24 protein-coding genes and 1 pseudogene are annotated in these 26,996 nt (G+C 67.8%); 17 read left to right on the top strand and 8 right to left on the bottom strand.

What is annotated here, in order from left to right:
* Positions 1-3 precede the first annotated feature (3 nt).
* Both GOALK_RS21680 and GOALK_RS21675 read left to right on the top strand, forming a co-directional pair.
* On the top strand, positions 4-984 hold the full coding sequence (locus GOALK_RS21680; RefSeq protein ID WP_006360990.1) for a DUF368 domain-containing protein: 981 nt from the start codon (positions 4-6) through the stop codon (positions 982-984).
* 76 nt (positions 985-1,060) lie between these two features.
* The gene (locus GOALK_RS21675) at positions 1,061-1,792 is read left to right on the top strand and encodes a VTT domain-containing protein (protein WP_006360989.1); all 732 of its coding nucleotides are present in this window, start codon (positions 1,061-1,063) and stop codon (positions 1,790-1,792) included.
* A gap of 4 nt (positions 1,793-1,796) precedes the next feature.
* On the opposite strand, the gene GOALK_RS21670 is transcribed toward GOALK_RS21675, so the two are convergent.
* The 4 genes from GOALK_RS21670 to GOALK_RS21655 form a co-directional block, all read right to left on the bottom strand.
* Positions 1,797-2,483: a TrmH family RNA methyltransferase gene (locus GOALK_RS21670; protein WP_006360988.1), complete on the bottom strand. Its 687-nt coding sequence runs from the start codon at positions 2,481-2,483 to the stop codon at positions 1,797-1,799.
* Positions 2,476-3,057, bottom strand: coding sequence for an orotate phosphoribosyltransferase (gene pyrE / locus GOALK_RS21665; RefSeq protein WP_006360987.1), 582 nt, complete (start codon positions 3,055-3,057; stop codon positions 2,476-2,478). The genes GOALK_RS21670 and pyrE overlap by 8 nt, the downstream gene beginning before the upstream one ends.
* A gap of 98 nt (positions 3,058-3,155) precedes the next feature.
* On the bottom strand, positions 3,156-4,076 hold the full coding sequence (locus GOALK_RS21660; protein WP_006360986.1) for a TtfA family protein: 921 nt from the start codon (positions 4,074-4,076) through the stop codon (positions 3,156-3,158).
* A 37-nt stretch (positions 4,077-4,113) separates the two neighbouring features.
* Positions 4,114-5,127, bottom strand: coding sequence for a D-2-hydroxyacid dehydrogenase (locus GOALK_RS21655; RefSeq protein WP_040004413.1), 1,014 nt, complete (start codon positions 5,125-5,127; stop codon positions 4,114-4,116).
* An 87-nt stretch (positions 5,128-5,214) separates the two neighbouring features.
* Between GOALK_RS21655 and GOALK_RS21650 the strand changes: the two genes are divergently transcribed.
* The 6 genes from GOALK_RS21650 to GOALK_RS21625 all read left to right on the top strand — a co-directional run bounded on the left by GOALK_RS21650 (position 5,215) and on the right by GOALK_RS21625 (position 14,901).
* Entirely contained in the window at positions 5,215-6,522 is a 1,308-nt protein-coding gene (locus GOALK_RS21650) for an aspartate aminotransferase family protein (protein ID WP_006360984.1), read from the top strand.
* Positions 6,506-9,589, top strand: a complete 3,084-nt coding sequence (locus tag GOALK_RS21645) for an FAD-binding and (Fe-S)-binding domain-containing protein (RefSeq protein WP_006360983.1) — start codon at positions 6,506-6,508, stop codon at positions 9,587-9,589. The genes GOALK_RS21650 and GOALK_RS21645 overlap by 17 nt, the downstream gene beginning before the upstream one ends.
* Positions 9,586-11,091, top strand: a complete 1,506-nt coding sequence (locus GOALK_RS21640; RefSeq protein ID WP_006360982.1) for an NAD-dependent succinate-semialdehyde dehydrogenase — start codon at positions 9,586-9,588, stop codon at positions 11,089-11,091. Before GOALK_RS21645 ends, GOALK_RS21640 begins: the two co-directional genes overlap by 4 nt.
* Positions 11,092-11,147: 56 nt before the next feature.
* Positions 11,148-12,341 carry a M24 family metallopeptidase gene (locus GOALK_RS21635; RefSeq protein ID WP_006360981.1) on the top strand — a complete coding sequence of 398 codons (1,194 nt, stop codon included), beginning with the start codon at positions 11,148-11,150 and terminating at the stop codon, positions 12,339-12,341.
* A 107-nt stretch (positions 12,342-12,448) separates the two neighbouring features.
* Complete coding sequence (locus GOALK_RS21630) at positions 12,449-13,690, top strand: aminotransferase-like domain-containing protein (RefSeq protein ID WP_005198194.1); 1,242 nt, start codon at positions 12,449-12,451, stop codon at positions 13,688-13,690.
* Complete coding sequence (locus GOALK_RS21625; RefSeq protein WP_006360979.1) at positions 13,687-14,901, top strand: M20 family metallopeptidase; 1,215 nt, start codon at positions 13,687-13,689, stop codon at positions 14,899-14,901. Before GOALK_RS21630 ends, GOALK_RS21625 begins: the two co-directional genes overlap by 4 nt.
* 135 nt (positions 14,902-15,036) lie before the next feature.
* On the opposite strand, the gene GOALK_RS21620 is transcribed toward GOALK_RS21625, so the two are convergent.
* Together GOALK_RS21620 and GOALK_RS21615 are read right to left on the bottom strand one after the other, a co-directional pair.
* Entirely contained in the window at positions 15,037-15,858 is an 822-nt protein-coding gene (locus tag GOALK_RS21620) for an SDR family oxidoreductase (protein WP_006360978.1), read from the bottom strand.
* 9 nt (positions 15,859-15,867) lie between these two features.
* Positions 15,868-16,143 carry a DoxX-related protein gene (locus GOALK_RS21615; RefSeq protein WP_040004424.1) on the bottom strand — a complete coding sequence of 92 codons (276 nt, stop codon included), beginning with the start codon at positions 16,141-16,143 and terminating at the stop codon, positions 15,868-15,870.
* Between the two features lie 193 nt (positions 16,144-16,336).
* On the opposite strand from GOALK_RS21615, the gene GOALK_RS21610 reads away from it, so the two are divergent.
* The 6 genes from GOALK_RS21610 to GOALK_RS21585 all read left to right on the top strand — a co-directional run bounded on the left by GOALK_RS21610 (position 16,337) and on the right by GOALK_RS21585 (position 23,209).
* On the top strand, positions 16,337-17,290 hold the full coding sequence (locus tag GOALK_RS21610; protein WP_006360976.1) for an oxidoreductase: 954 nt from the start codon (positions 16,337-16,339) through the stop codon (positions 17,288-17,290).
* A 142-nt stretch (positions 17,291-17,432) separates the two neighbouring features.
* Positions 17,433-19,040 carry a flavin-containing monooxygenase gene (locus tag GOALK_RS21605; protein WP_006360975.1) on the top strand — a complete coding sequence of 536 codons (1,608 nt, stop codon included), beginning with the start codon at positions 17,433-17,435 and terminating at the stop codon, positions 19,038-19,040.
* 81 nt (positions 19,041-19,121) lie between these two features.
* Positions 19,122-20,105, top strand: a complete 984-nt coding sequence (locus GOALK_RS21600) for a diiron oxygenase (protein ID WP_006360974.1) — start codon at positions 19,122-19,124, stop codon at positions 20,103-20,105.
* An 82-nt stretch (positions 20,106-20,187) separates the two neighbouring features.
* A complete protein-coding gene (locus GOALK_RS21595) occupies positions 20,188-21,192 on the top strand; it encodes an AurF N-oxygenase family protein (RefSeq protein WP_006360973.1) in 1,005 nt (334 codons plus the stop codon).
* A 95-nt stretch (positions 21,193-21,287) separates the two neighbouring features.
* Complete coding sequence (locus GOALK_RS21590) at positions 21,288-22,292, top strand: ferredoxin--NADP reductase (RefSeq protein WP_040004421.1); 1,005 nt, start codon at positions 21,288-21,290, stop codon at positions 22,290-22,292.
* Positions 22,293-22,369: 77 nt separating this feature from the next.
* On the top strand, positions 22,370-23,209 hold the full coding sequence (locus tag GOALK_RS21585; protein ID WP_006360971.1) for a TIGR03620 family F420-dependent LLM class oxidoreductase: 840 nt from the start codon (positions 22,370-22,372) through the stop codon (positions 23,207-23,209).
* Positions 23,210-23,244: 35 nt separating this feature from the next.
* Here the strand turns inward: GOALK_RS21585 and GOALK_RS21580 are convergent, their stop codons facing one another.
* Positions 23,245-23,703 (bottom strand): hypothetical protein, encoded by a 459-nt coding sequence (locus GOALK_RS21580; protein ID WP_232283203.1) that lies wholly within the window; start codon positions 23,701-23,703, stop codon positions 23,245-23,247.
* 57 nt (positions 23,704-23,760) lie between these two features.
* Positions 23,761-23,943 (bottom strand): annotated as a pseudogene (locus tag GOALK_RS24510) (helix-turn-helix domain-containing protein); the annotation flags it as partial.
* 55 nt (positions 23,944-23,998) lie between these two features.
* Here GOALK_RS24510 and GOALK_RS21575 point away from each other — a divergent pair.
* From GOALK_RS21575 to GOALK_RS21565, 3 genes are read left to right on the top strand one after another with little or no spacing between them, the layout of a single operon-like run.
* The gene (locus GOALK_RS21575; protein WP_081474375.1) at positions 23,999-24,874 is read left to right on the top strand and encodes an acetoacetate decarboxylase family protein; all 876 of its coding nucleotides are present in this window, start codon (positions 23,999-24,001) and stop codon (positions 24,872-24,874) included.
* A gap of 37 nt (positions 24,875-24,911) precedes the next feature.
* Positions 24,912-26,570: an acetolactate synthase large subunit gene (locus tag GOALK_RS21570; protein ID WP_006360967.1), complete on the top strand. Its 1,659-nt coding sequence runs from the start codon at positions 24,912-24,914 to the stop codon at positions 26,568-26,570.
* Between the two features lie 34 nt (positions 26,571-26,604).
* Positions 26,605-26,994, top strand: coding sequence for a nitroreductase family deazaflavin-dependent oxidoreductase (locus GOALK_RS21565; protein ID WP_006360966.1), 390 nt, complete (start codon positions 26,605-26,607; stop codon positions 26,992-26,994).
* Positions 26,995-26,996: the final 2 nt, after the last annotated feature.

Here is a 26,996-nt window from a genome sequence, read left to right as displayed (position 1 = left end):
GGTGTGGCAGCCTCACGTTCTCCGGTCCGGTCCGACGACTCCCCGCCCGCTGACAACCCGTCCCCCCGACCGTCGGCGGTCACCGTGGCCTCAGATGTGGGCCGCGGTGCCCTCATCGGCGTGGCCGAGACCATCCCGGGAGTCTCCGGCGGCACCGTTGCCCTGATCACCGGCATATACGACCGGCTCATCGCGACGGCGAAGGCGGCGACGACGTTCCCGGCACGTCGCCTGCGGGGCGTCCGATCCGACGATGCCAACCGGGTCGACTGGTGGCTAATGGTCCCGGTTCTGGCGGGAATGGCGATCGCGGTGTTCTCGATCGCCGGCGTGATGGAGGGATTCGTCACCGAGCAGCCGGTGTACTCCCGGGCTCTGTTCATCGGCATGATCGCGGTGTCGGTGGCCATCCCGTTCCAGGAGATCCCGCGCGGTACGTTCACGACCACCTCGTCGAAACTGTCCGCCGTCCTGACGTTCGTGATGATGGCCGTACTCGTGTTCGTGCTGACGTCGCTGCCGCGGTCCGAGGTGTCCGATCCGCCGCTCGTGGCGGTCTTCTTCGCAGCGTCGGTCGCGGTCTGCGCACTCGTCCTGCCGGGCGTCTCGGGTTCGTTCTTCTTGCTCGTGATCGGTCTCTACGCACCGACGCTGGCCGCCGTCGACGACCGCGACCTCATGTATCTGGGGGTTTTCGCCGCCGGCGCCGTCGTGGGCCTCGCCTCGTTCGTCCAGGCTCTCGAGTGGCTGCTGCGCACACACCACAGCCTGGCGATGGTCGGCGCCGCCGGCCTGCTGCTGGGTTCGCTACGAGCCCTGTGGCCATGGCAGGACCCGGCGGACGGTGCGCCGATGCCCATCGGCGACGACTGGCCGGGGGCGTTGGGCATGTTCGTCCTGGGTGCCGCGATCGTCGGCGCGGTGGCGCTCGTCCAACGCAGACTCGGCTCGTCGAACGGCCGGCCCGCCGGGGCTGCGGGCTGATCGCTCCCGGGCGGCGCACCGACGCCGTTCCCGCGCGATTCCACCCTCCTCGCCCGCGCAGGTACTCTGGGTTCCCGTGATCGACTCAGCACTTGCCACCACGACCACCAACCTGGCACTTCTGCCGGGATTCCTGGATCCGGTCAACCTCCTCAACTCGTTCGGCACCTGGATGCTGGCGGGTCTGCTCTTGGTGGTGTTCATCGAGTCGGGCCTGCTGTTCCCGCTGCTCCCGGGCGATTCCCTGCTGTTCACCGCGGGCCTGATCGTCGCCGCGAAGTCGGCCGACATCGAGCCGTTCGCGCCGCTGTGGGTGCTGCTGGTGACCATCCCGATCGCCGCATTCCTCGGTGACCAGGTCGGGTACTGGATCGGCAAGAAACTCGGGTACACGCTGTTCACACCGAACGCGAAGGTCCTCAAACAGGTCTACATCGACGAGGCCCACGAGTTCTTCGAGAAGCACGGCCCGGTCACGATCATCCTGGCCCGCTTCGTCCCGATCGTCCGTACCTACGCGCCGCTCGTCGCGGGCGCCGCCCGGATGCGGTACCCCGTCTTCCTGACCTACAACATCGTCGGCGCGGTGGCCTGGGGCGCGGGCGTGACCCTGCTCGGCTACTTCCTCGGACAGATCGCGTTCATCCGCGACAACGTCGACTACATCTTCCTGCTCATCGTCTTCGTGTCGGTGCTCCCGATCATCTCGGAGATCGGCAAGCGCATCCTGCGGGCTCGCAAGCGTCCCGTCGAGGAGGAGCCGCTGGCCCCCTCGAAGGATCCGGCCCCCACTCCCCCGGCCGAGTAGTCGTCTACCAGGCCTGATCCAGATCGGCGTGCTGCCGGATCCACGCGTGCATGGCGATCCCGGCAGCCACTCCGGCGTTGATGCTGCGGGTCGACCCGAACTGCGCGATCGACACCGTCATGTCGGCCTGACGTTGCGCGTCGTCGCTCACGCCCGGACCTTCCTGACCGAACAGCAGCACGCATTCGCGCGGAAGTTCCACGGTCTCCAGCGGACGCGATCCCGGAGTGTTGTCCACCGCGACGACGGACAGACCTTCTCCGCGCGCCCAGTCGAGCAGATCGCCGACCGTGTCGTGGTGCATCAGGTGCTGGTAGCGGTCGGTGACCATCGCGCCGCGACGGTTCCAGCGGCGTCGTCCGACGATGTGGACCGCCGCGACGGCGAACGCGTTCGCGGTACGCACGACGGTGCCGATGTTGGCGTCGTGGGCGAAGTTCTCGATGGCGACGTGCAGCGGGTGCCGGCGCGTGTCGATGTCGGCGACGATCTCCTCGCGCTTCCAGTACCGGTACGCGTCGACGACGTTTCGGGTGTCGCCGGTCGCGAGCAGTTCGGGGTCGAGGTGGTCGTCGTCCGGGGTCGGCTCACCGGGGTGTTCGACCGACCAGGGGCCCACACCGACCGGCGGTCCCGTCACCCACTCGGTGGGACCGGCGACCCCGGCGTCTGGATCGGGTGCGTCAGGCAAGGCCGAGATCGCTCAGCCCGAGCAGTGAGCGGTAGGGCACGCCCAGCCCGGTGATGACCGCGTCCGCGCCGGTCGCACGGTCGACGACGGTGGCGACACCGACGACGTTGCCGCCGATCTCACGCACGGCCTCCACTGCGGTCGACGGCGAGGCGCCCGTCGTGCTGGTGTCCTCGACGACGAGCACGCTGCGGCCGACGATGTCCGGGCCCTCGATTCGACGCTGCATGCCGTGGGCTTTTGCGGCCTTGCGCACCACGAAGGCGTCGATGTCGCGACCGTCGGCGTGCATGATCGACGTCGCGACCGGGTCGGCGCCGAGCGTCAGACCACCCACGGCGACGTACTCCCAGTCGGCGGTCAGCTCGCGCATGAGCGTGCCGATCAGGCGGGAGGCCTCGTGATGCAGGGTCGCGCGGCGCAGGTCGACGTAGTAGTCGGCCTCCTTACCGGAGGAGAGTGTCACCTTGCCGTGCACGACGGCGAGTTCGCGGACCAGTTCGGCGAGTCGCGCCCGCGCCGCTGGGTCGACCGGGGGCGGCGTGCCGTCGGAAACCGGGCTTGACGAGGACATGCGACCACTCACTCTCGAACTCTCCGGCTGTCGGCCGGTGCACTGGATGACGATTACCCTACGGTGTCCGCGACACCGTTCGGATCAGCCCTGTCGGGTCAGCTGCGGTGGCGATTCGACCGCTCGCCGGTGTCCTCGGGCCGACGCGGCGAGTCCTCGGGTTTGCGCGTCGCGGACCCGCGGACCGGCATCGGGGCCATGCCCCGGCCCGTCGTCGACGAGGTACCGGTCGCCGGCGGCGGCTTACGGACCGGCGGGGCACTCGGCTTGGCGGCCGGGGAAGCCTCTGTGGCGGGAGCCGCCGCGGCCTGCCGGCGACGCTTGTCGCGCATCGACTCGGTCTTCTCGTCGGCGAGCTCGGCGCGCGTGGGTCCGTGCGGATCGCGTGGGTCGGGCGAGTCCTCGGGTTCACGCACCGGCGGGAGAACGCGCAGCAGGTCGGCGAAGCGTCGAACCACTTCGAGGCCGGTGTTGAGCGTCGCGGGATCATTGGTCAGCGGAAGCGAACCGAGCGCCCAGTTGCCCTCGTTCCACAGCACCTCGACGAACGCCGGGGCCTTGTTGGCCAGGGCGACCATGCGCCGGTCGCACACGCGCCGGGCGACGTCGAGGTTGTTGGAGAACATGACCCGCGGCCCCATCGCACCGAGGAGCTCGACGTCCTCCTCGGCGGGCGCGAGCACATCCTCGTGACGCAGGTCGACGACGACGGGCGAGGGCGAGGATCGGCGGACGGCGATCACGGTCGCGGTCTCGGCGAGATCGAAGACAACGGTCTCCACGCCGCCGTAGCGGCCGTAGGCGACGTCGCGGACCTCGACGTGATCGGGGACGTTCATCGTCGCCCGACGGAACACCTTGCGCAGCTTGGTGTCCGTCTCGCGGAACTTGAACTCGTGCTCATCCCCCCAGATCGCACGCTGGTGCCGCGCGACGCTCGACCGCTGCCGGTCGAGCCACAACAGGACGCCCGCACCCGCGAGTGCCACGGCGGCGATCAGGAAATAGACGGTGGTCATCGCGCTACAGCCTACTATCGGCCGCGCCGCGACGACGTCATCCGCCTCCGGTTAGGTAGCCGCGTTCCTTGTCGACGACGTTGACCAGCGTCTCGGCGACGACGGCACCGTCCGCGGTGTCGTCCAGACCGACGTATCGGCGCAGGTTCTCGAGGATCTGTTCCGACAGCGCCTCGCGCCAGCCGAGCGCGTCGCCGCTCATGTGCGCCGAGATCGCGACGCCGGGCAGATCCCACAGCTCGTTGTCGGCGGGCAGCGGTTCGGTCGCGAACACGTCGAGCGAGGCCGCACCGAGGCGCCCCGACCGCAGCGCGTCGATCAGCGCCGGCTCGTCGACGAGTTCGCCGCGGCCGACGTTGATCAGATGCGCGCCCGGTTTCATCGCGGCGAGCACCTCCGCGTCGATCATCCCGGCGGTCTGTGGGGTCAGCGGCGCGATGGTGACGACGTTGTCGAAGTCGCCGACATGCTCGGCGAGTTCGGCGGTGGCGACGACCCGGCCGAAGTCGGGGTCGGACTCCCGCGCGGTTCGCCCGCCGCCGACGACGTGCATCCCCACGGCACGGAGTAGCCGCGCGGTGGCTCGGCCGATTCCGCCGGTCCCGATGACGAGGGCCGAGGTACGCGACGTGCCGACGGTTTCCCGATGCTTCCACACGTGATCGCGCTGCAGGGCCATCGACTCGTGTAACCGCTTGTCCCGGGCGAGGATCGAGGCGAGGACGAACTCGGCGATGGGCCGGTCGAACACGCCGTGCGCGTTGGTCACCACCACATCGGAGGTCTTCAGCTCGTCGAACTGCAGCGAGTCGACACCTGCCGCGCAGACGTGCACCCACCTCAGCGACGCGGTCGTCTCACCCCAGTTGTCGGCGAGCGCCCGAGAGAAGAAGTCCCACAACACCAACGCGTCCGCACCCGGCAGCGCATCCGCGAGATCGTCTGCGACGCAATGGCGTATCTCGGCGAGTTCGGCGAGCTGATCGAGGTTCGATGGCGGCGCGACACCTGGGGCACCGAGGAGCGCGAGGACCGGACGTCGGGTGCTCATGCGGCCACCGTAGCCCGAGAACAACCCCTGAGCACCGCCGACTGTCACATTGTTGACAATCGTACGATCTAGCGTCACGGTGTACCCATGACTGCCGGCGTTGACTCCCCCACCCGCATCCACCAGACGGCCTCACTCAGTCCTGCGCTCAAGCAGGCGACGCCGGTCGTCGTCGACCATGCGCTGGGGTCCTGGATCCACGGCACCGACGGCCGCGACTACCTCGACTTCACCACCGGCATCGGCGTCACCAGCACCGGCCACTGCCACCCGCACGTGGTCGAGGCCGCGCAGGCCCAGTGCGCCAAGGTGATCCACGCCCAGTACACGACCGTCATGCACCCGCCGCTGCTCGAGCTGACCGAACGACTCGGTGCGGTCCTGCCGGCCGGCCTGGACTCCGTCTTCTACGCCAACTCGGGTTCGGAGGCCGTCGAGGCCGCGATCCGCCTTGCCCGCATGGCGACCGCGAAGCCGAACATCATCGTCTTCCAGGGCGGATTCCACGGCCGCACCGTCGCGGCCGCAAGCCTCACCACCGCGGGCACCCGCTTCTCGGCCGGCTTCTCCCCGCTGATGGGCGGCGTGCACATGGCACCGTTCCCCTACGCCTTCCGCTACGGCTGGGACACCGACACCGCGGTCGACTTCGCGCTGCGGGAGCTCGACTACCTCCTGCAGTCGCGCGTCGCACCCAACGACACCGCCGCGTTCCTCATCGAGCCCGTCCTCGGCGACGGCGGCTACCTGCCGACGCCGCCCCGATTCCTCCAGGGCCTGCGCGAGCGCGCCGACCGCCACGGCATCCTGCTCATCCTCGACGAGGTGCAGGCCGGGTTCGGTCGCACCGGCAGATTCTGGGGCCACCAGCACGCCGAGGGCCTGACCCCGGACATCATCGTCACCGCAAAGGGTCTGGCGTCGGGCTTCCCGATCTCGGCGATCGCCGCGTCGACCGAGCTGATGAGCAAGGCGTGGCCGGGATCGCAGGGCGGAACCTACGGTGGCAACGCCGTGGCCGCCGCAGCCGCGGTCGCGACTCTCGAGGTCATCGAGGCCGAGGGACTCGTGGAGAACGCCCGCGTGCGCGGAGAGCAACTGCTCGCGGGGCTTCGCGAGGTGTGCGCGCCGTTCCCGGGCGTCGGCGACGTCCGGGGCCTCGGCCTGATGGCCGGCATCGAGTTCGTCTCCACCGATGCCGCCGGCAACCGGGTGCCCGACGCCCCGGCCGCCGTCGCGGTGCAGCAGGCCACCACGGAACAGGGCCTGTTGACGCTGACCTGCGGGCCGTCGGCCAACGTCGTCCGCCTCATCCCGGCGCTGGTGGTGACCGCCGACGAGATCGACCTCGGTGTCGCGCGGTTCGGCGCGGCGCTGCATGCCGCACTGGGTTAGGCCGGTGGACATCGCAGACGAGCTCGCCGACCTCGGCATCGATGCCGACGCCTCGCCCCGCCGTCTGGCCGAATACTCCTACGACGCCTCGAATTACCGCATCCCGCCGCGGGCCGTGACCTTCCCGCGGTCTGCGCGCGAGGTCGCGACGATCGTCGCGCGATGTCACGCCATCGGCGTCCCGGTGATCGTGCGCGGCGGCGGGACCTCGATGGCGGGCAACGCCATCGGCGACGGAGTGGTCATCGACCTGTCCCGTCACCTGGATCAGGTGCTGTCGGTCGATGCCGAGAACTCGAGCGCCGTAGCGGGTTCGGGCATCGTGCTCACCACTCTGGCGGCGCGGGCTCGTGCAGCGACGGAAGGACGGCTGACCTTTGCCCCGGACCCGTCGTCGGCGTCACGGGCAACCCTCGGCGGGGCAATCGGCAACGACGCCTGCGGAAATCACTCCGTTCGATACGGACGCACCAGCGACCACGTGATCGAACTGCACCTCGTCACCGCCGACGGGATGCTGCTCACCGCGACGCGCGACGGGTTGTACGCCACCGATCCCCACGACCGGAAGGCCGTGGCGCGGGCCGCCGAGATCACCGACGAGTTGCGGAAACTCGCGTCGAGCAACCTCGCGATCCTGCGCACCGAACTGGAGACCATCCCCCGCCAGGTCTCGGGGTATCACCTCGCACGTTTGTTGCCGGAGAACGGATTCGACGTCGCCCGTGCACTCGTCGGGAGCGAGGGGACCTGCGCGATCGTGGTGTCTGCGAAGGTGCGCCTCGTCCCGGTCGCCACCTCGCAACTCCTGCTCTGCGTCGGCTACCACTCCCCCGCCGACGCCGCCCGCGATGTGCCCGCGATCCTCCCGTTCGCACCGTCGGCCATCGAGGGCATCGACCGCAAGATCGTCGCCACGATGGCAGCGCGCCGCGGCCGGGACACGGTCGCCGGCCTCCCCGAGGGTTCGGCTTGGCTGTTCATCGACATCGACTCCGAAAGCGCCCAGACACAGGGCGAATCCGACGTTCCGGCGACCGCCAAGCGACTCCTCGACCACCTGCGTGGCCAGGGCCGGATGATCGATGCCACCGTCGTCGACGACCCGGCACGGCGCACGGCGTTGTGGCGCGTCCGCGAGGACGGCGCCGGCCTGTCGTCGCGCCTGGCCGACCCTGACGACGAAAGCGTCGGGGGCGACTACGAATCCTGGCCCGGCTGGGAGGATGCGGCGGTCGCCCCCGAGCGTCTGGCCGACTACCTCGACGACTTCGCCGAACTCCTCGACCGGCACCGCCTCACCGGTGTCATGTACGGCCACTTCGGTGCCGGCTGCATGCATGTGCGCATCACGTTCGACCTGCGCACCCCCGACGGACGCGCCGTGATGGAACACTTCTGCACCGATGCCGCGGATCTCGTTGTGCGTCACGGAGGTTCGTTGTCGGGCGAGCACGGTGACGGTCGGGCCCGCTCGGCCTTGCTGCCGATCATGTACTCACCGGCGATGATGGCCGCCTTCGCGCGCTTCAAGTCGATCTGGGACCCGACCGGCAACCTCAACCCGGGCAGCATCGTCGACCCGCTGTCCATCACCGCCGACCTCGCCCTCGCCGACGTCCCCCGGCGCACCTGGCCGACCACCTTCGACCTCGGCCACGGCCACGACTCCCGAGATACGACCCCGAGATCCGCCCTCAGCAGCGGCGCCGGCGACGATACGTCGGCGGCGGCTCCCTCGGGGGCGGAGGCCAGGGGCGGTTCTCACGAGCTCCCGCTCCTCGATCCGTTCGTCCACGCCGTCCAGGGCTGCATCGGCGTCGGCCGGTGCCGCGCCGACACCGGCGGCGTCATGTGCCCCAGCTACCGGGCGACCCGCGACGAGAAGGACTCGACGCGGGGTCGGGCCCGCGTCCTCCAGGACATGGTGCGCACGGCCCCATCGGTCGACGAGGGCTGGCGTTCACCCGAGGTCGCCGACGCTCTCGAATTGTGCTTGTCCTGCAAGGCATGTTCGACGGACTGCCCGACCGGCGTCGACATGGCCACCTACAAGTCGGAGTTCCTCGACCACCACTACCGCCGCCGTCTGCGCCCGCTGTCGCATTACTCCCTGGGCTGGATGCCGGCCTGGCTGACGGTGGCCGGAACGGTTGCGCCGCTGATCAATCGCGCGCTGTCGTCGAAGATCAGCGGTCTGGCCGCACGCGCCGGCGGCCTCGACCCCCGTCGCACGATGCCGGCTTTCGCGACCCGGCGCGCCCGCAAGGCGCATCTCGCCGATCTCGCCCCGGTGTCCCCGAGCTCGCAGGTCATCCTGTTCGTCGACTCGTTCACCCACGCCTTCCGCCCGCGGGTGGCCGCCGCCGCCGCGGAGGTACTGGGCGCTACGGGCGAGCAGGTAGGTTGTTCGGCGGACAACTGCTGCGCCCTCACCTGGATCTCCACCGGGCAGTTGGGCAAGGCGCGCAGTACCCTTCGGCGCACCGCCGCGAATCTCGACGACGGCACCGACCGACCCATCGTGGTGCCCGAGCCGAGTTGCGCTGCGTCACTGGCCAAGGATCTGCCCGAACTGATACCGACCGACAGCGCGCGCCGCGTCGCCGCCCGGGTACGCAGCTTCGCCGCCCACCTCCCGACCCTCCTCGACGCAGGATGGCAACCGCCGTCCCTTCCGGACGAGGTGACCCTCCAGACCCACTGCCACGAGTACGCGGTCTTCGGCGCACGCACCGGCACCGCCGCTCTCGAAGCGCTCGGCGTCACCGTGCACTCCGCCGACGGATGCTGCGGTGTGGCGGGCAACTTCGGCTTCGAGAAGGGCCACTACGAGGTCAGCATGGCCGTCGCCGAGAACGGCCTCGCACCCGCGCTACGCGACGACCCGCATCGCCCCGTCGTCACCGACGGATTCAGTTGCGCGATGGCGGTCGAACACCTCGCCGCTGTCGACGACGGACTGACCGACGCACGCGAGATCCGCGGGGTCCACCTCGCCGAGCTTCTCACCTCCACGACCCGACCCCGACCGACCTCCGACCAACCGAGGAGAGCCCGATCATGACGGCCATCGCCACCACCCAGGTCCCCGACGCCATCTCGTCGATCCACACCGATCTGTTCATCGGCGGTGAATGGGTTCCGGCCGCCGCCGGCGACCGGTTCGACGTGCTCAATCCCGCGACCGGCGAGGTGCTCGCCCAGGTGGCCGACGCCGACGCGACCGACGCCCGACGCGCACTCGAGACCGCGGCCGCGCATCAGGCGGAATGGGCGGCCACGTCGCCGCGGAACCGGAGCGAAATCCTCTACCGCGCCTACGAACTCATCATGAGCCGGGTCGACGAGATCGCCTCGGTGATGACGGCCGAGATGGGCAAGCCGCTCGCCGAGGCCAAGGGTGAGGTTGCCTATGGCGCCGAGTTCTTCCGGTGGTTCGCCGAGGAGGCCGTGCGCATCGGCGGCGACCACACCACCACCGGAGACGGCGGGACCCGCATCGTGGTGAGCAGGCAGCCCGTCGGTCCCTGCATCCTGATCACGCCGTGGAACTTCCCGCTGGCCATGGGAACCCGCAAGATCGGGCCGGCCGTCGCGGCCGGCTGCACGATGGTTCTCAAGCCCGCCGAGCTCACCCCGCTGACCACCCTTCTCCTCGCCGACATCCTCGTCGAGGCCGGTCTGCCCGCCGGCGTGCTGAACGTCGTGACCACCACCGATCCGTCGACGGTGGTCACCGAGTGGATGGACAGCGGGCTCGCCCGCAAGGTCAGCTTCACCGGCTCGACCGAGGTCGGCAAGACCCTGCTGCGGCAGGCCGCCGGAACCGTCATGCGCACCTCCATGGAGCTCGGCGGCAATGCCCCGTTCATCGTGTGCGCCGACGCCGACATCTCCCGCGCGGTCGACGGACTCATGCTGGCCAAGATGCGCAACACCGGTCAGGCGTGCACCGCGGCGAACCGGATCTTCGTGCACCGCAGCGTGATCGACGAGTTCACCGAACTGTTCACGGCGAAGATGGCCGCACTGAAGGTCGGCGACGGCGCCGCCGACGGAACACAGGTCGGACCCCTCGTCGAACCCAAGGCCGTCGCGAAGGTTGCCTCGCTCGTCGACGACGCGGTGTCGAAGGGCGCCGCCGTGGCCTGCGGCGGGGAGGCGCCGGAGGGTCCAGGCTTCTTCTACCCGCCTACGGTGCTGACCGGTGTCGGGCTCGAGGCCGACCTGGTGCGCAACGAGATCTTCGGTCCGGTCGCGGCGATCATCCCGTTCGGCGACGCCGACAACCCCCTCGATCCGGCTGCCGACGACGAGGTGATCTCCCTCGCCAACGACACCCCATGGGGTCTGGTCGCCTACTTCTTCAGCCAGGACGTCGACCGTTGCGCTCGCCTGTCGACAGCGCTGGAAGCCGGTATGGTCGGGGTCAACACGGGCATCGTGTCGAATCCGGCCGCGCCGTTCGGCGGTGTCAAGGAGTCCGGCCTCGGCCGCGAGGGTGGCCGCGTGGGCATCGAGGAATTCCTCGACATGAAGTACACGGCGACGCCGATCCGCCGCTGAGTACGCGAACAGAACATCCCCCGACCACCGACGTGTGACCAAGGAGTAGCAAGCCCATGTACCTCGGTGCTCAGCTGTTCACCGACAGCGAGTACGAACAGCGCCTGACGAAGGTCCGTGAACTCATGGACCGTCAGGGGTTGTCGGCGATCATCGTCACCGACCCGGCCAACATCTTCTATCTGATCGGGTACAACGCGTGGTCGTTCTACACCCCGCAGATGCTGTTCGTCCCGATCGAGGGCGAGATGGTCTTCTACGCCCGGGAGATGGACGCCCGTGGTGCGCACCGCACCACATGGCTGCCGGACGACCAGATCGTCGGCTACCCGGAGAGCTACGTACACCGACCCCACGTGCATCCTTTCGACTGGGTCGCGTGGTCACTCCGTCAGCGGCACGCGATCGCGCCGGCCTCCCGTGGCGGATCGGTCGGCCTGGAGATGGACTCGCACTTCTTCTCCCCCAAGGCCTATCGCGCATTGCACAATGCGATCCCGGAGTGGAAGCTGGTCGACAACTTCGAGCTCGTGAATTGGGTGCGGTCGGTCAAGTCCGAGGCCGAGGTCCAGCTGATGCGTCAGGCCGGGATGGTGTGTTCGGAGGCCATGCGCGCGGCGATCGACACGATCGACGTCGGTGTGCGGCAGTGTGATGCGGCGGCGGCGATCTCACAGGCACAGATCACCGGGACACCCGACTACGGCGGCGACTACCCGGCGATCGTGCCGATGATGCCCACCGGCGCGGCGGCCGACACCCCTCATCTCACCTGGCATCAGGGAACTTTCGTCGAGGACGAGGCGGTGGTCATCGAGCTGACCGGCGCCCACAACCGGTACCACTGCCCGCTCGCACGGACGGTCTCGCTGGGCACTCCGCACAAGGATCTCGACTACGTCGCGAAGGCGACCGCCGAGGGCCTGAACAACGTCCTCGAGGCGATCAAGCCGGGTGTGGCGACACGCGAACTCGCCTCCACCTGGAACTGGACCCTGGCCAAGTACGGCCTCGAAAAGCCGTCGCGCCTGGGGTATTCGATCGGCATCGGGTACCCGCCGGACTGGGGTGAGCGCACCATCAGCATCCGCTCCGAGGACGAGACCATCCTGGAGACCAACATGACCTTCCACATCGTCTGCGGAATGTGGATGGAGAACTACGGTTTCGAGCTCTCCGAATCGGTGCGGGTGAGCCCCACCGGCGTCGAGTGTTTCACGTCGTTCCCGCGGGAATTGATCCAGAAATAGACAACGCCACCTGAAGCCCAAGGAATACACGACAACCCAACTGCTGCCTGAGGTGCGAGGAGCGAAAGCGACGAGCCACGAAGGCCTGGTGAGACGAGGTGCACGACATGACCACAACGACCGAACCCGTGAACGACGTACGGCATTCCGGCCCCACGCTGCCTCTGGCCGGGCGGTCGAAGGACCTGGTCGGGTCGATGATCGACTCGTCGACCTCCCTGCTTGCCGCACAGTCCCACGACATCGTGCGCTTCGCGATGGGTTCACCGGCCGACGAGGCCGTTCCGGCCGACGAGTTCCGTCAGATCGCCGGCGAGATCCTCGACCACACGTCGTTCACCTATGGCGCCACCGAAGGTGAACCGCGGCTGCTGCAGCTGCTCGTCGACTACCTCGCCACGACGCCCGATCCGTCGACCCACGACCGTCTGGTGATCACCACCGGCGGCATGCAGGGCCTCGACCTCGCCTGCAAGCTGTTCGTCGACCCCGGTGACCTGGTCATCGTCGAGTCCCCCACGTACACCAATGGCAGCGCCACCGCGCTGTCCTATGGGGCACAACTGCTGGAGGTGCCCGTCGACGACGACGGCATGCAGGTCGACCAGCTCGCCGATCTGGTGGCGCACACCCACAAGACCCCCAAGGCGATCTACACGATCCCCACGTTCCAGAACCCGTCCGGGGTCACGATGTCGGAGGAACGACGCCGCGAGCTGTTGCGCCTGGCCCACACCTGGGGTTCGGTCATCATCGATGACGACCCGTACGGGCTGCTCCGCTTCGCGGGTACCGACATCCCCACCTTCCAGACGCTGAGCCCGGGCGATCCGCTGATCTTCTCGGTGCGGACCTTCTCGAAGATCCTGGCTCCCGGCTGGCGAGTCGGCTGGGTCGACGCCGACCCGTCGTTGCGGCAGCTGCTCATCAACGGCAAGCAGGCCATGGACACCTGCACCAACGTGCCCAACCAGCACATCGTGGCGGAGTACATCGCGCGTGGTGGCCTCGAGGACCATCTCGCCGGCATCCGCTCGCTGTATCGCGAGCGCAAGGACGCCATGCTCGACTCCATCGCCCGCCACCTCGGCGACCGCGTGGTCACCACGAACCCGGAAGGCGGCTTCTTCCTGTGGGTGACGCTGCGGGAGGAGTTCGCCGAGATCGACACCCGGGAGCTGTTCGAGATCGCCCTGGCCGATGGCGTCGCCTTCATCCCGGGCCCGGCACTGTCGCCGGGCGGCCGATTCCGCAATTCGATGCGCCTGTGCTTCGCGTCGAGCACGCCGGACCGGATCGACGAAGGTATTCGACGCCTCACGTCCAGTCTTGAGAAGATGGCACGGTGAGCGGTGAACACGTAACTGAGCTGAGTCCGGCCGAGCAGTCCCTCGTCGACCTGATCGACGAGGCCGCGATCACCGCGCTCACCACCGCGCTGGTGGAGGCGCCGAGCGAGAATCCGGGCGGCACCGAGGGCGCCGCCGTCGAGATCCTGGAGAAGGCGTGCCGCGCGCTCGGCTTCGACGTCGACACCCACGAGGTGGCGCCACAGCGCCCCAACCTGATCGCCACCCTCCCCGGCGGAGACGGGCCGGGGCTGATGTTCCTCGGTCACTCCGACGTCGTGCCCGCGGGCCCCAACTGGACCGCCGATCCATACACGGTGCGGACGCGTGACGGCCGCCTCTACGGGCGTGGCACCACCGACATGAAGGGCGGGATCGCGGCCGTCGTGGCGACCATGAGCGTGCTGTCGCGGGCCTGTGACTTCGGCGTCGCGCTCTCCGGCCCGGTGCGCCTGGTGTGCACGGTCGACGAGGAGGAGCACGGCATCGGCGTGCGCGACTTCGTCGGCCGTCCCGCCGATCACGACTTCCTCGGCTGCATCGTCGCCGAACCCACCGACATGCAGATCGTCCGCGGTTGCCGCGGTGCGTCGTACATCGAGATCGACGTGACCGGCCGCGCCGCCCATTCCGGCCGTCCCGCCGACGGGCGCAGTGCCATCAATGCCGCCGCGGCGATCGTCGAGATCATCCGCGCCGACCACGAACACCTTCACGAGACGCTCGACGACCTGCTCGGCTGCGGCACCTGGAACGTCGGCACCATCCAAGGTGGACAAGGCATCTCGGTCGTCGCGCCGACGTGTTCCCTCGGCATCGACCGTCGCCTGATGCCTTTCGAGAATCCGCACGCCATCGCCGAGGACCTCCGGAAGACCATCCACGACAACAAGATCGACACCGACGGCATCACCGTCGACGTGCGCGTCACCATGGAGATGCCCGGTTTCGCGACCGCCGCGGACCACCCGCTCGTCACCGCTGCGGTCGGCTCGGTCACCGACGCCGGCACCGCGACCTCGGTGGGCGGCTGGAGCGCCGCGTGCGACGGCGGTTTCGTCACCCGCGACCTCGGTATCCCGTCGATCGTCCTGGGCCCGGGCAACATCAACACCGACGCACATCAGCCCGACGAGTCGGTCGCCATCGCAGATCTGGTCACTGCGGCGAAGGCGTACACGCTCGCCGGGCTGAGGTTGCTCGGCAGCTAGCGCTCTCAGCTTCCGCTCGTCGCGGCCGGCGAGAAGCGGCTGTGCGCCCATGTCGACAAGTCCCGCGCCACCAGACCGCCGGTGAGATCTGTGGCGCCGAAGACCACGATGCGTGGACTCACTCGTCCCACTCGGTCATGGGATCCGTGCCGGTATGCCGGTTCCTGCCGCGAGCACCCGGTCCAACAGCCATGTCGGCGTCACGGAGGTGGCCACGAGCTGCAACCGTGCGCCGCGGCCGACCGGATAGCGCGCTCGCGGCCGCCGGGCGGCGAGCACGGTCGCGACTTTCTCGGCGATCGTCTCCGACGAGACCGTGGAGCGCTGCACGAACCTGATTGTTCGCCGCATACCGCCGATATGCGGGGAATACAGGTCTTGTGTCGATCGGGCCAGCGATTTCGCGGCGCGGGCCAATGTGGACGGCGCGTCGCGCCAGATATCGGTGTCCACCGGTCCGGGTTCGACGACCGACACGGAGATCCCCCAGGGTCTGAGTTCGATGCGCTGCGCATCGGCGAGCGCTTCCACGGCGTACTTCGACGCGTTGTAGGCACCCGTCATCGGTGTCGAGATCCGTCCGCTCAACGAGCCGATGTGGACGATCCGTCCGGTCGCTGCGCGCAGAAGCGGCAGGACCGCGGCCGTCACCGCGACGAGACCGAGGACGTTGACGTCGAACTGCGACCGCAAGTCCTGCGGCGACAACCCCTCAACCGGCCCCGACACCACGATTCCGGCGTTGTTGACCAGAGCGTCGAGCGACTCGGGCAACGCGCCGGGAAGATCCGCCAGATGCTGCGGATCGGTGACGTCGAGAATCACCGGACTGGTACCGGGTGGTGCCGACCCCTCGTCCCGCACCCCGGCGAAAACGGTCCACCCCTCGGATACCAGTCGCTGCGCAATGGCACGACCGATTCCCCGGCCCGCGCCGGTGATCAACACAGAAGGCATGACTCGCCCTCAGCCCCGGGCCTGCACGCCACGCCACGCGAGGAAGGCGACGTACCCCAGCAGCCCGACCAGCCCCACCGGCCGCAGGCGCCGACTCGCGATCGCGACGCCGAGGAGAGCCTCGGTCGTACCGTTGCGAAGCGTCCAGCGCCGCGTGTCGGTCGGAAACGCCCTGCTGGTGAGATCGTCGAATGCCGCCGGCCGCAGCCAGTGGGCGATACCCACACCCGCCAGCACCAGTCCGAATACCCTGGCCGCCTTGCTTTCTCGATCGGTTGATGCCACGCCGCCCACTCCCTCGTCAGTGTCCATACCTGCCTTAGCGCCCGTGCGGATCCGCGCCGACGGGTTCTCCGATATCCGAAAGTACCTCAGCTACCTACGGTAGCCAATACCGACGGTACCGGGTAACCTGTGGCCACCGCCGCACCGATCGTGAACCCGGGGCGAACCGACCTGGCCCAACCGTAGGAGTGACATGGCCGAGGCACCCTTGGCGAATCCGTCTTTCGGCATCGACGACATCCCCGGCCAAACCGGCCGGACCTTCCTGATCACCGGGGCCAACAACGGTCTCGGGCTGCGGGCCGCCGTTGCTCTCGCACGAGCCGGCGGACGCATCATCCTCGCGTGCCGGACGGCGTCGACGGGGCGCGCTGCGCTGCAACGAGTCCGCGAGGCCGGACCCGATGCCGATCATCGTCTCGTGCCGCTGGATCTGGGCGATCTGTCATCGGTCCGCACCGCCGGGGAACGAGTCGTCGACCTGACCGACCGGTTGGACGTCGCGATCAACAACGCGGGGATCATGGCGGTTCCGTTCGGCACCACCGCACAGGGATTCGAACTGCATTTCGGCGTCAATCATCTCGGCCATTTCATGCTCACGGACACCGTCATGCCCGCCCTGCTCCGGGCCGAGGCCCCCCGGGTGGTCACGTTGTCCAGCATCGCTCACCGGCAGGGTTCGATCGATGTCGCCGACCTCGGCTTCGAGCATCGCCCCTACCGGCGGATGACCGCCTATGCGCAGTCCAAGCTCGCCAACATCCTGTTCGGGGCCGAACTCGCCCGTCGCAGCGATGCGTCCGAGAGCCCCCTACGGTCTGTCATCGCCCATCCGGGGGTTTCGGCCACGAACCTCTTCGACCCCATGGTCCCGAGGATTCCGGGCGCCCGGGCGGCCACCCGTCTCGCGCTGCGCGCGGTCGGCAACAGCGAAGCCCGGGGTTCGCTGAGTCAGATCTATGCGGCCACCATGCCGGATGTGCAGAACAACGACTACCTGGGGCCAACCGGCCTCAACGGAATCCGCGGCCCCGTCCGTCGTTCACCACGGTCGCACACGGCCGAGGACACCGCACTCGCGCAACGACTGTGGGAGGTTTCGGCCCGACTCACCGGTGCCGACTTCCATTCCCTGACCCCCTGATCGCCCGATCCCCTGACGACGGACCGTCGCACGCGCTCGGACGGCGATCCCGGCACACCCACCCTCCGGCAACTTGCTGTGACCCACACAACAGCGATACTGTCGGTATCGCATACCGACGGTCCAGGCGAGAGAGGTACCCATGTCCACGAACCCAACACGAGGCAACTCCGCGCCGCGGCGACAAGCCCGCGGACCGAAGCGCGCGGCCCAGATTCACGAAGTCGACGTTCTGATCGTCGGTGCGGGCATCTCCGGGATCGGCCTCGCGTGCCGCCTGACACAGCGGCAGCCGCGGTTGCGCTACCGGATCGTCGAGCGACGCGAACGGATCGGCGGCACCTGGGACCTGTTCCGCTACCCGGGGATTCGTTCCGACTCGGATATGTTCACCTTCGGTTACGACTTCAAGCCCTGGACGGACAGCAGGGTGCTCGCCGACGGCGAAGCCATCCGCGGTTACCTGCAGGAGACTGCCGAGGACTATCAGCTCAGCGATCGCATCGATTTCGGCGTTCACGTCACGTCCGCCGACTGGAGCAGCGTCACGCAGCGGTGGACGGTCGTCGCCGAGGACGGCAACGGCGGTCCGATCACCTACGTGGCGAAGTTCTACGTCGGGTGCACCGGCTACTACAACTACGATCAGGGCTATCGCCCCGAGTTTCCCGACGAGGACACGTTCGACGGGGACATCATCCATCCCCAGCACTGGCCCGAGGACCTGGACTACAGCGGCAAGCGTGTCGCGGTGATAGGAAGCGGCGCGACCGCGGTGACCCTCGTGCCCAATATGGCGCGCACCGCCGGCCACGTGACGATGATCCAGCGTTCACCCACCTACATCGTGCCGCTCGCCGCCGAGAACCAACTCATGATCCGACTGCAGAAACATCTCTCGCCCCATGCCGTGTACCGGATCATCCGATGGGTCACGATGGTCCTCGGACGGGTCTCGTTCTCGCTGATGCGCACCTTTCCCAAGACGGTGAAATCGGCCCTTCTCAAACTGGTCGCCAAGCGCCTGAACGACGATATCGACATCAAGCACTTCACGCCGGACTACGATCCGTGGGATCAGCGCATGTGCGTCGTCCCCGACGGCGACCTGTTCGATGCCCTCAACGAGGGCAGCGCCTCGATCGTCACCGACACCATCGAGCGATTCACCAGTTCGGGAATCCAGCTCGGTTCGGGTGCCCATGTCGACGCCGATATCATCGTCACCGCAACCGGACTCGATGTCCTCTTCAACGGGGGTATCGATCTGACGGTCGACGCAGAGCCGGTACAGGTGTCCGCACGCCTGACCTACAAAGCGGTGCTCATCGAGGGAATCCCCAACGCGGCATTGATATTCGGCTACACGAATGCTTCGTGGACGCTCAAGGTGGACATCGCCGCGGACTACGTGTGCCGGCTGCTGTCGTATATGGACGAGCACGGATACGGCGCGGTCGTCGCTCATGCCGACGGCAATGAACAATCCGACGGCACGATCTTCGGCAATCTGACGTCGGGATACGTCCGGCGAGCCGCCGATCGGTTGCCCCGCCAGGGTCGTCGCGGGGTGTGGAAGGTCAAGCACGACTACCTTGCGGACTACCGGATGCTACGACGGGCGCCGATCGCGGACCCCCACCTGGAGTTCGCCCCACGACTGGTGGCCTCGACCGCGCCGTCGACCGACCCGACTCCCCCGGCCTCGTCGACGGTCACCGCCACCGCCGACCGTACGACGGTGTTGTGACGCGCACACCATGCGTCCGGGGTCGCATCACGCGGCCTCACCCTCAGGACCGACCGCACACATCGCAGGAGTACACGCACAATGTCTGAGGACCCCATCGACGCCGAGTTCTTTCGTCCAGCGGCCCGGGAGTCGGCCCGCATCGCGCGCCGACGGTCCATCACCGACCGGCAAGCAACAGCCCAGCGATTCCTTTTCGAGGCCGCCGACGAAGTCTACGACGGCGAACTCGATATCAACTGGGACGCACCGCCCGATCCGGATCGCAGCTGGCTACCACCACAGGTCGTCACACTGCACGGCACGAGCGACTGGGAGAGGTTGACCACGCAGGAGCGGATCGACTTGTCCCGGCACGAGCTGGTCAACCTCCTCACGCTCTCGACCTATGCCCAGAACGCGCTGGCCATGCTCACCTTCCGCCAGATCGCGGAGGATCGCGATCTGGTGGACGACCGGTCACGGTGGCTGCTGAAATGCGTCAACACCCAGACGCGCAACGTGACGATGTTCGGTCGACTCATCGACACCACGGGAGTCAAACCCCGGACGCGACCGCGGTTGACGCGGCGTCTGGAACGGCTCACCCTCCTCGTTCCGGCCGGGGCCGTGACATCGACGCTGGTCCTGCTGCTCGAGTCGGCCACGCAGGACATGATCGCGCTGGCCGCGAGCGATCGCGACGTCGTACCGCACGTCGGCCAGATCATGACCATCACCGCGCTCTCGAGCCGTCGGCACCTCGAATACGCACGCTCCGAGTTCGAAGCGGCGGTCGCCCATCGCGGCATCCTGCTACGCACCGTGTGTTCGATCCTCGCCGCACTCCTCATCGTCTGCGTGGGTCGCCTGTTCGTCGACCGGCAGAGCTACCAGGCGATCGGCCTGCCGGCGGCCCCGGCGCGACAGGCAGCACGCCGATCCCCCTCATACCGATTGCGCATGGCCAGCGCCTTCGGCACCGCAGTGGACATCGGCGCGGAGGCCGGGCTGTTCGCCGATCCCGCGAGCCGGGCACTTCTCCGGGCCGGACGCGCGCCGGTCCCGCGTCGGCGGGCAGGGTGAACACCCGGTCAATTCTTGACAACGGCAAAGTGATCGAGGACACTCGTACCGTCGGTATCACATACCATTGGTAGGAGTCAGCATGACGACCACGACGACCCCGGGGAGCGATCCGCGCGTATACAAGGCGGCCGTGAGCACCACCGACACCATCAACGTCGGTGATCGGCAGAAGACCGCTCAGCGGCTGCTTCGCTCGACGGCGGACCGATCCTATGACGGCGAACTCGACATCGACTGGGATGCGCCCATCGTGCCGGGAAAGCCCTGGTTACCCGAACACCGGGTGTCGCTGTACGGCACCGAGCTGTGGGACAGGATGACCGACGAGGAGCGGCTGACGCTCAACATGCATGAAGCGGTCGCCATCCTCAGCTACGGCATTTTCGCCGAGGTGGGGCTGAGCACGAACCTGCTGCGCGGGGTGTTCGCCAACCCGGACCTCATCGACGATCACATGCGATACGCCCTCGCCGAGGTGGCCGAGGAGACTCGGCACTCCACCATGTTCGGCAGGATCATCAATCTCACCGGCGTCGAACCCTACAAGCGTCCGAAAGCCCTCATCAAGATGCTGCGGATGCTCGGCTTCGTCCCACTGGGCCCGTCCATGTACGCGGGCACGTTGCTCATCGAGGAGGTCCTCGACCGACTCCAGCGGGAAGGGATGATGGATCCGGACATCCAGCCCCATTTCCGTCAGATGATGAAGATCCACATCCTCGAGGAGGCCCGCCACATCACCTACGCCCGGGAGGAACTGGTCCGCTCGATCGAGGCCCGCGGACGCCTGGCCAACGCCTACCACCGCGGTGTCTTCGCACTCATGGTGAACGCCCTGCTGCCCGCCCTGATCCATCCCGGCGTCTACCGTTCGGTGGGAATCCACCCGCTCCGCGGCATGATCGCCGCTCGCCGGTCCGCGCGCTACCGGGAGAACGCGGTCTTCATGTGTGGTCCGTTGCTGACATTTCTCTACGATGCCGGCATGGTCCGCGGGGCCATCACCACACGCCTCTACAAGCTCTCGAAGACACTTCCCGACGAACTGCTCGAGAAGGTGGCGGCCGACCGCGCCGCGGCATAGTCACAGTGACCACAGAATCGGTCACCACGGCCGGTACCCGGGCCGATGAAGCCGGCGTCGCCACGACACCGGTCAGCCATGCCCATGAACTCACCGTGGTCGAGGTGGTGGACGAGACCGACGACGCGGTCTCGATCGCCTTGGCGGTCCCCGATCACCTCGTGAGCAGGTTTCGCTACCACCCCGGCCAGTTCCTCACGATCAAGATCCCGACCGACCGTCCCGGCGGGGCCGCCCGGTGCTACTCATTGTCGAGTTCACCTCATTTCGAGAACGACCTCATCGTCACGGTGAAGCGAACGCCCGGCGGGTACGCCTCGAATTGGTTATGCGACAACGCCCGACCAGGGTTGTCGTTGACCGTGATGACACCTTCGGGGAACTTCACGCCGAAGAGTCTGGACGGCGACCTGCTACTGGTCGGCGCCGGAAGCGGCATCACGCCGCTCATCAGCATCGCGAAGTCGGCGCTAGTGGGAGGAACCGCGACGGTGTACCTCCTGTACGCGAACCGGGACCGCCGATCGACGATCTTCGGCACGGAACTGCACGACATGGTCACCGAGTTCCCCACCCGATTCACCGTGGAGCACTGGTTCGAATCCGACCAAGGCCTGCCGACGGCCGAGGGGCTGATGAGGTCCCTGGAACTCTTCTCGGCCTATGACGCCTACCTGTGCGGGCCCGCACCCTTCATGGAAGCGGCGCGCAGCGCGCTGCACGGGATCGGCCTACCCGACGCCCATGTGCACGTCGAACGGTATCGATCGCTGTCCGGCGACCCATTCGCGGACGTGATCATCCCATCCGACACCTCAGCGGAGACGGTCTCGGCCACCGTCGAACTCGCCGGCCGCAGAATCGAACTCGACTGGCCGCGCGACACCAAACTCCTGGACGTCCTGCTGTCCAAGGGCTACGACGCGCCGTTCTCCTGCCGGGAGGGGGAGTGCAGCGCGTGCGCCTGCACCGTGCGATCCGGCGAGGTGAGCATGCTCAAGAACGACACCCTGGTGGACGCCGACCTCTCCCTCGGCCTGACCCTGGCGTGTCAGTCCGTGCCCGTCTCGGAGTCGGTCGAGATCGCATTCGACCAGTAGTCGCTCGCACCGCCGCCGCGTGGCGCATCACGTGCGCACAACACTCGCAGATCACCCGACGACAAAGGAGTCGCGTCATGAGCAGCAATCCACCGGGTCCACTGGCCGCACTCCTGCCACACGGCGCGACCAGTCCGGCGGATGCCCGCGAGGTCGAGGACCTCGGCTACCGCACGCTGTGGGTCTCCCAATCGCCTCCCGCGGATCTCGTTCATGTGGAATCGCTTTTGGCAGCGACGAATTCGCTGGTGGTCGGCACCGACATCGTCAATGTGTTCACCGCCCCCGCCGCCACGGTCGCCGAGTCCTTCCACCGGATCGAAGCCGCGCATCCGGGACGCCTGATCCTCGGCATCGGCGTCGGGCACAGCGAGCATCTGAGTCAGTACCGACGTCCCGTCGCGATGTTGGCGAGCTACCTCGACGAACTGACCGGTGCCGGGGTTCCGAAGGAGCGGATGGCACTCGCCGCGCTCGGTCCCCGGGTTCTCGGGCTCGCGCGTGATCGCACCGGCGGTGCACTGCCCTACTTCGTGACACCCGAGCACACCGAACGAGCCCGGGAGATACTGGGCGATCACGCATTCCTGTCGGTCGGCCAGTCCGTTGTCCTCGACGCGGATCCGGTACGCGCACGAGAACTCGCCGCGCCGACCGCGAATGTCTATCTCGGCCTGCGCAACTACACCGCCAACCTGCGCAGGCTCGGATTCGCCGAACAGGATCTGGCCGTGCCCGCCGCCGACCACCTGATCGACTCGATCATTGCCCACGGCGGTGTCGAGGAGGTGACATCCCGGCTACGGGAGCATCTGTCCAACGGTGCCGACCAGGTCGCGGTCGCGGTCCTCGCACGGGATGCATCGCCGCTGCCCGCCCTGCGTGCACTCGCCCGCGAGTTCACGACAACCGTATGAATGGTGATGAACAGCAATGGAATCGGTTCACCCCATCACCGCACGAGGCCGGCGGCGGCCAGCGCGTGTTCATACCTGTCGACCAGCTCGTCCGCACGTCCGCCATCGACGGCCAGCCCGGCGATCAACCCTCGGATGCCGAGGGCCAGCGCCGCTCCCGGATCACTGAGTCCATGCGGATCGGTCATGGTCAGCACGCCCGCCCAGGACGCCACCAGGAAATGCGCGGCAGCCGAGGTGTCGCACGGATAGATCTCGCCGCACTCGATCGCTTCATCGAGACTGTCGACGATGCGCCGCAGCTGCTGACGTCGCCGTCGTTCGATCGCCGCCGCCGCCTCGGTGTCCACCGGGAAGACCCCGGCCGGGCTCAGATACGAGAGCGCGATCGCCTCGAACAGCGCTCGGTGAGTGCGGGAGAAGCGAAGTGTCGCACCGGCTACGGCGATCAATCGTTGCAGCGGGGAAGCATCCAGCGACCACGCTGTGCTCACATATTCTTCGTGCACCTCGAGAGCCCGATTGGCGAGACCCTGCGCGACACCGGCTTTGCTCCTGAAGTGGTTGTACACCGATGACGGGGCCACGCCCGCCGCACGCGCTATCGCCTCGATCGTCACCTCTCGGTAGCCGATATGCGCGAATTCCTGACTCGCCGCCTCGAGTATCCGATCCGAGGTCTCACGAGCGCGTCTGCGGTGCCCGTCCGTCGAACGCGGTCCGGCCGCGAGCACCTTCTTCTTGGCAGAAATTATGTAGTCCTCTCCAAACTTGTAGTAAGCTCCATTTATGACAGTCCATACTGTATTGGGTCAGGATTCAGGGTCGCAGGGGAAGACCGATCTGAGCGACGGAACCACTGTCGAGATGCCACTGCTCACCCGGCGGGCACGCAGTTTCGCGGCGGTATTCGGGATCAGCTCGGCGCGGGCGTCCGCCCTGATGCCGACCTCCCGGCTCCGACCGGTGATCATCCGGCCCGGACGAGCGCTGGCCATCATCCAGATCATGGAGTACCTCGAGAAATCGATCGAACCCTATCGTGAGTTCACCGTCTCGATCCCGGTGCGGCGCGACAGCAGGGTCGCGCTGCCCTTCTACGATCTCGCCGGCTGGGCACGATCGCGCAGCGGCATCTACATCACCCATATCGGAGTGGACAACCACCAGGCGCAGATCGTCGGACGCGAGGTGCTCGGATTCCCGAAAGTGTTGTCGGACGTGCAGTTCCACTCGACACCGACCTCCCACTCAGCGGAGGTGACGGTCGGCGGCGCGTCGGTGTTGACGCTGTCGGTTCGTCGGGCGGCCGAGCGACGACTCGCCTCCCGCCAGCTCGACTTCTATTGCCACTCACTGAGTCCGATAGACAACAAGGTCCTGTACATCCCGTACCAGTCGGAGTCGAGCGCCGGGTTCGCCCTGGGCACACGCTCGGCACGACTGCATCTGGGCGATCATCCGATCGCTCGCGAGATCCGGGATCTCGACATCGCCAACGGCGCCCTGATCGGCGTCGACATACCGCAGTATGCCCTGGTATCGAACCGCCCGGACGGCGCGATCGATGCCGGCGCCTGGCGCGATCCACGGCACGAGTACCGGACGGCACGGGCGACGGTCACGCGTCCGTCGGCATCCGCCGACGGTGGTGAGTCGGCGTGACGCGCTCCGCGGTACGCGGGTGTCGCCGGCGGGATCGGTGACCGCCACCGGCGCCCGGGTGATCCTCGACGAGCTCGCCCGGGGTGGCGTCACCGCGTGTTTCACCAATCCCGGCACATCCGAGATGCATTTCGTCACCGCGCTGGACGAGGTGCCACGGATCCGGCCGGTACTCACACTCTTCGAGGGGGTCGCCACCGGGGCCGCCGACGGGTTTGCCCGCATCTCCGGGCGGCCGGCCGCCACGTTGCTCCATCTCGGCTGCGGGCTGGGCAATGGCCTGGCCAATCTCCACAACGCCCGACGGGCACGCGTTCCGATGGTCAACGTCGTCGGAGACCACGCCACCGACCACGTCCGGTTCGACGCGCCCCTCCAGTCGGATATCGCCGCCACGGCGGCGACCGTATCGGGGTGGGTACGCCACGCCGGAGCGGACTCTGTGGCCGAGGACGCTTCGGCGGCCGTGCGAGCCGCGATGTATGCGGGTGGCCAGGTGGCGACCCTCATCGTGCCCGCAGACGTCGCGTGGTCCCCGGCACGGCACACACCGGGATCGACGGAAGCCGCGTATACCGCACCGGCAGAACATGTTCAAGACGTCGAAGAGATGGTCACCGCGCTCCGGGAGGCGGGCCGGCAGGTCGGACTCATCGTCGGCGGCACGGCCCTGGGCGGCGAAGCGCTCTCGACCGTCGCACGGATCGCCGCGACTTCGGGGGCCAGGATCTTCGCCGAGGTGTTCCCCACCCGGATCGAACGGGGTGCGGGGCGGCCTTACCTCGAACGATTGGCCTATGTGCCCGAGCTCGCGCGGACCCAACTCGCCGGCCTCGATCGTCTGATCCTGCTCGACACCCGCCGACCGGTGGCATTCTTCGGATACCCGGGAAAGTCCGGTGATCTGGTCCCGCCGGGCTGCACCATCCACGAGGTCGGGCGGAGCCAGACCCGAGCAGTCATCGACGAGATCAGTAGCCGGCTGCGCCTCGCCGACCGCGACATCCCCTCGGTCGGTCATCCGGCACTACCCAGGCCGCCGCGCGGAGCCCTCACCGCACACTCGGTCTGCGCAGCCGTGGCGACCACGCTCCCGCCCGGCGCCATCATCTCCGACGAGTCCAACACCTCGGGTCTGGCACTACCCGCGATGACGGCTTCGGCCGCCCCGCACGATGTCCTGACTCTCACCGGCGGTGCCATCGGCCAGGGATTGCCGGTCGCCGTCGGAGCCGCGGTCGCAGCCCCCGACCGGCCGGTGCTCGCGCTGCAGTCGGACGGGTCGGCGATGTACACGATTCAGTCCCTGTGGACGATGGCACGCGAAGCGCTCGACGTCACGGTGGTGTTGCTCAACAACTCCGCGTACTCGATCCTCGATGTCGAGTTGCAGCGCGTGCGCGCCGGGAAGCCGGGAGACGTGGCGCGGTCGCAGCTGCGTCTGGATCAGCCAGCCCTGGACTTCGTCGACCTGTCCCGCGGTATGGGAGTGCCGGCCACCAGACCCGAGAACGCCCGAGACCTGGTCCTGGACCTCACGAGGGCATTCGCGGAGCCCGGGCCTCATCTGATCGATGCCCGCATTCCGGCGACCTACACGGGGATGACGCTGAAGGCACTTCCCTACGCCCTGGGTGCGCTGGATGCGCTCCCGGCAGGGATGGCGCGGCGCTTGGCTCGACGCCTGACCCCTTGAACACCAACGTTCACGACGATCCGAGGAGAGCACGATGCGATTTCCGCAGTGGTATGCGCGATGGAACAGATTCGCCACCAACAAACTCGTCCGGCTGTGGGCCGGGTGGATGCCGTCGATGGGCATTCTCGAACACCGCGGCCGCACGAGCGGGACGCCGTACCGAACTCCGCTGCTAGTGTTCCCGATTCCGGACGGCGTCGCCATCCTCGTGGGATATGGGCCGGGCACGCAATGGCGAAAGAACCTGGTGGCCGCCGGCTCCGCCACTCTGCAGCGCAACGGCCGCCGCTATACGGTGACGTCCCCCAGGTCCTCGACGAAGAAGGCCGCCGCCGGGTCGGTGCGATGGCCGTACCGGCCGCTGTATGCGGTTGTCCCCTTCGACGAAGCGATTCTCCTGACGACGGCGCCCGCCACCTGATG

It is taken from the genome of Gordonia alkanivorans NBRC 16433 (assembly GCF_000225505.1).
Classification (GTDB): domain Bacteria; phylum Actinomycetota; class Actinomycetes; order Mycobacteriales; family Mycobacteriaceae; genus Gordonia; species Gordonia alkanivorans.
The sequence above is the reverse complement of the archived record's forward strand: the minus strand, read 5'-3'. Positions and strand labels throughout refer to the sequence as shown.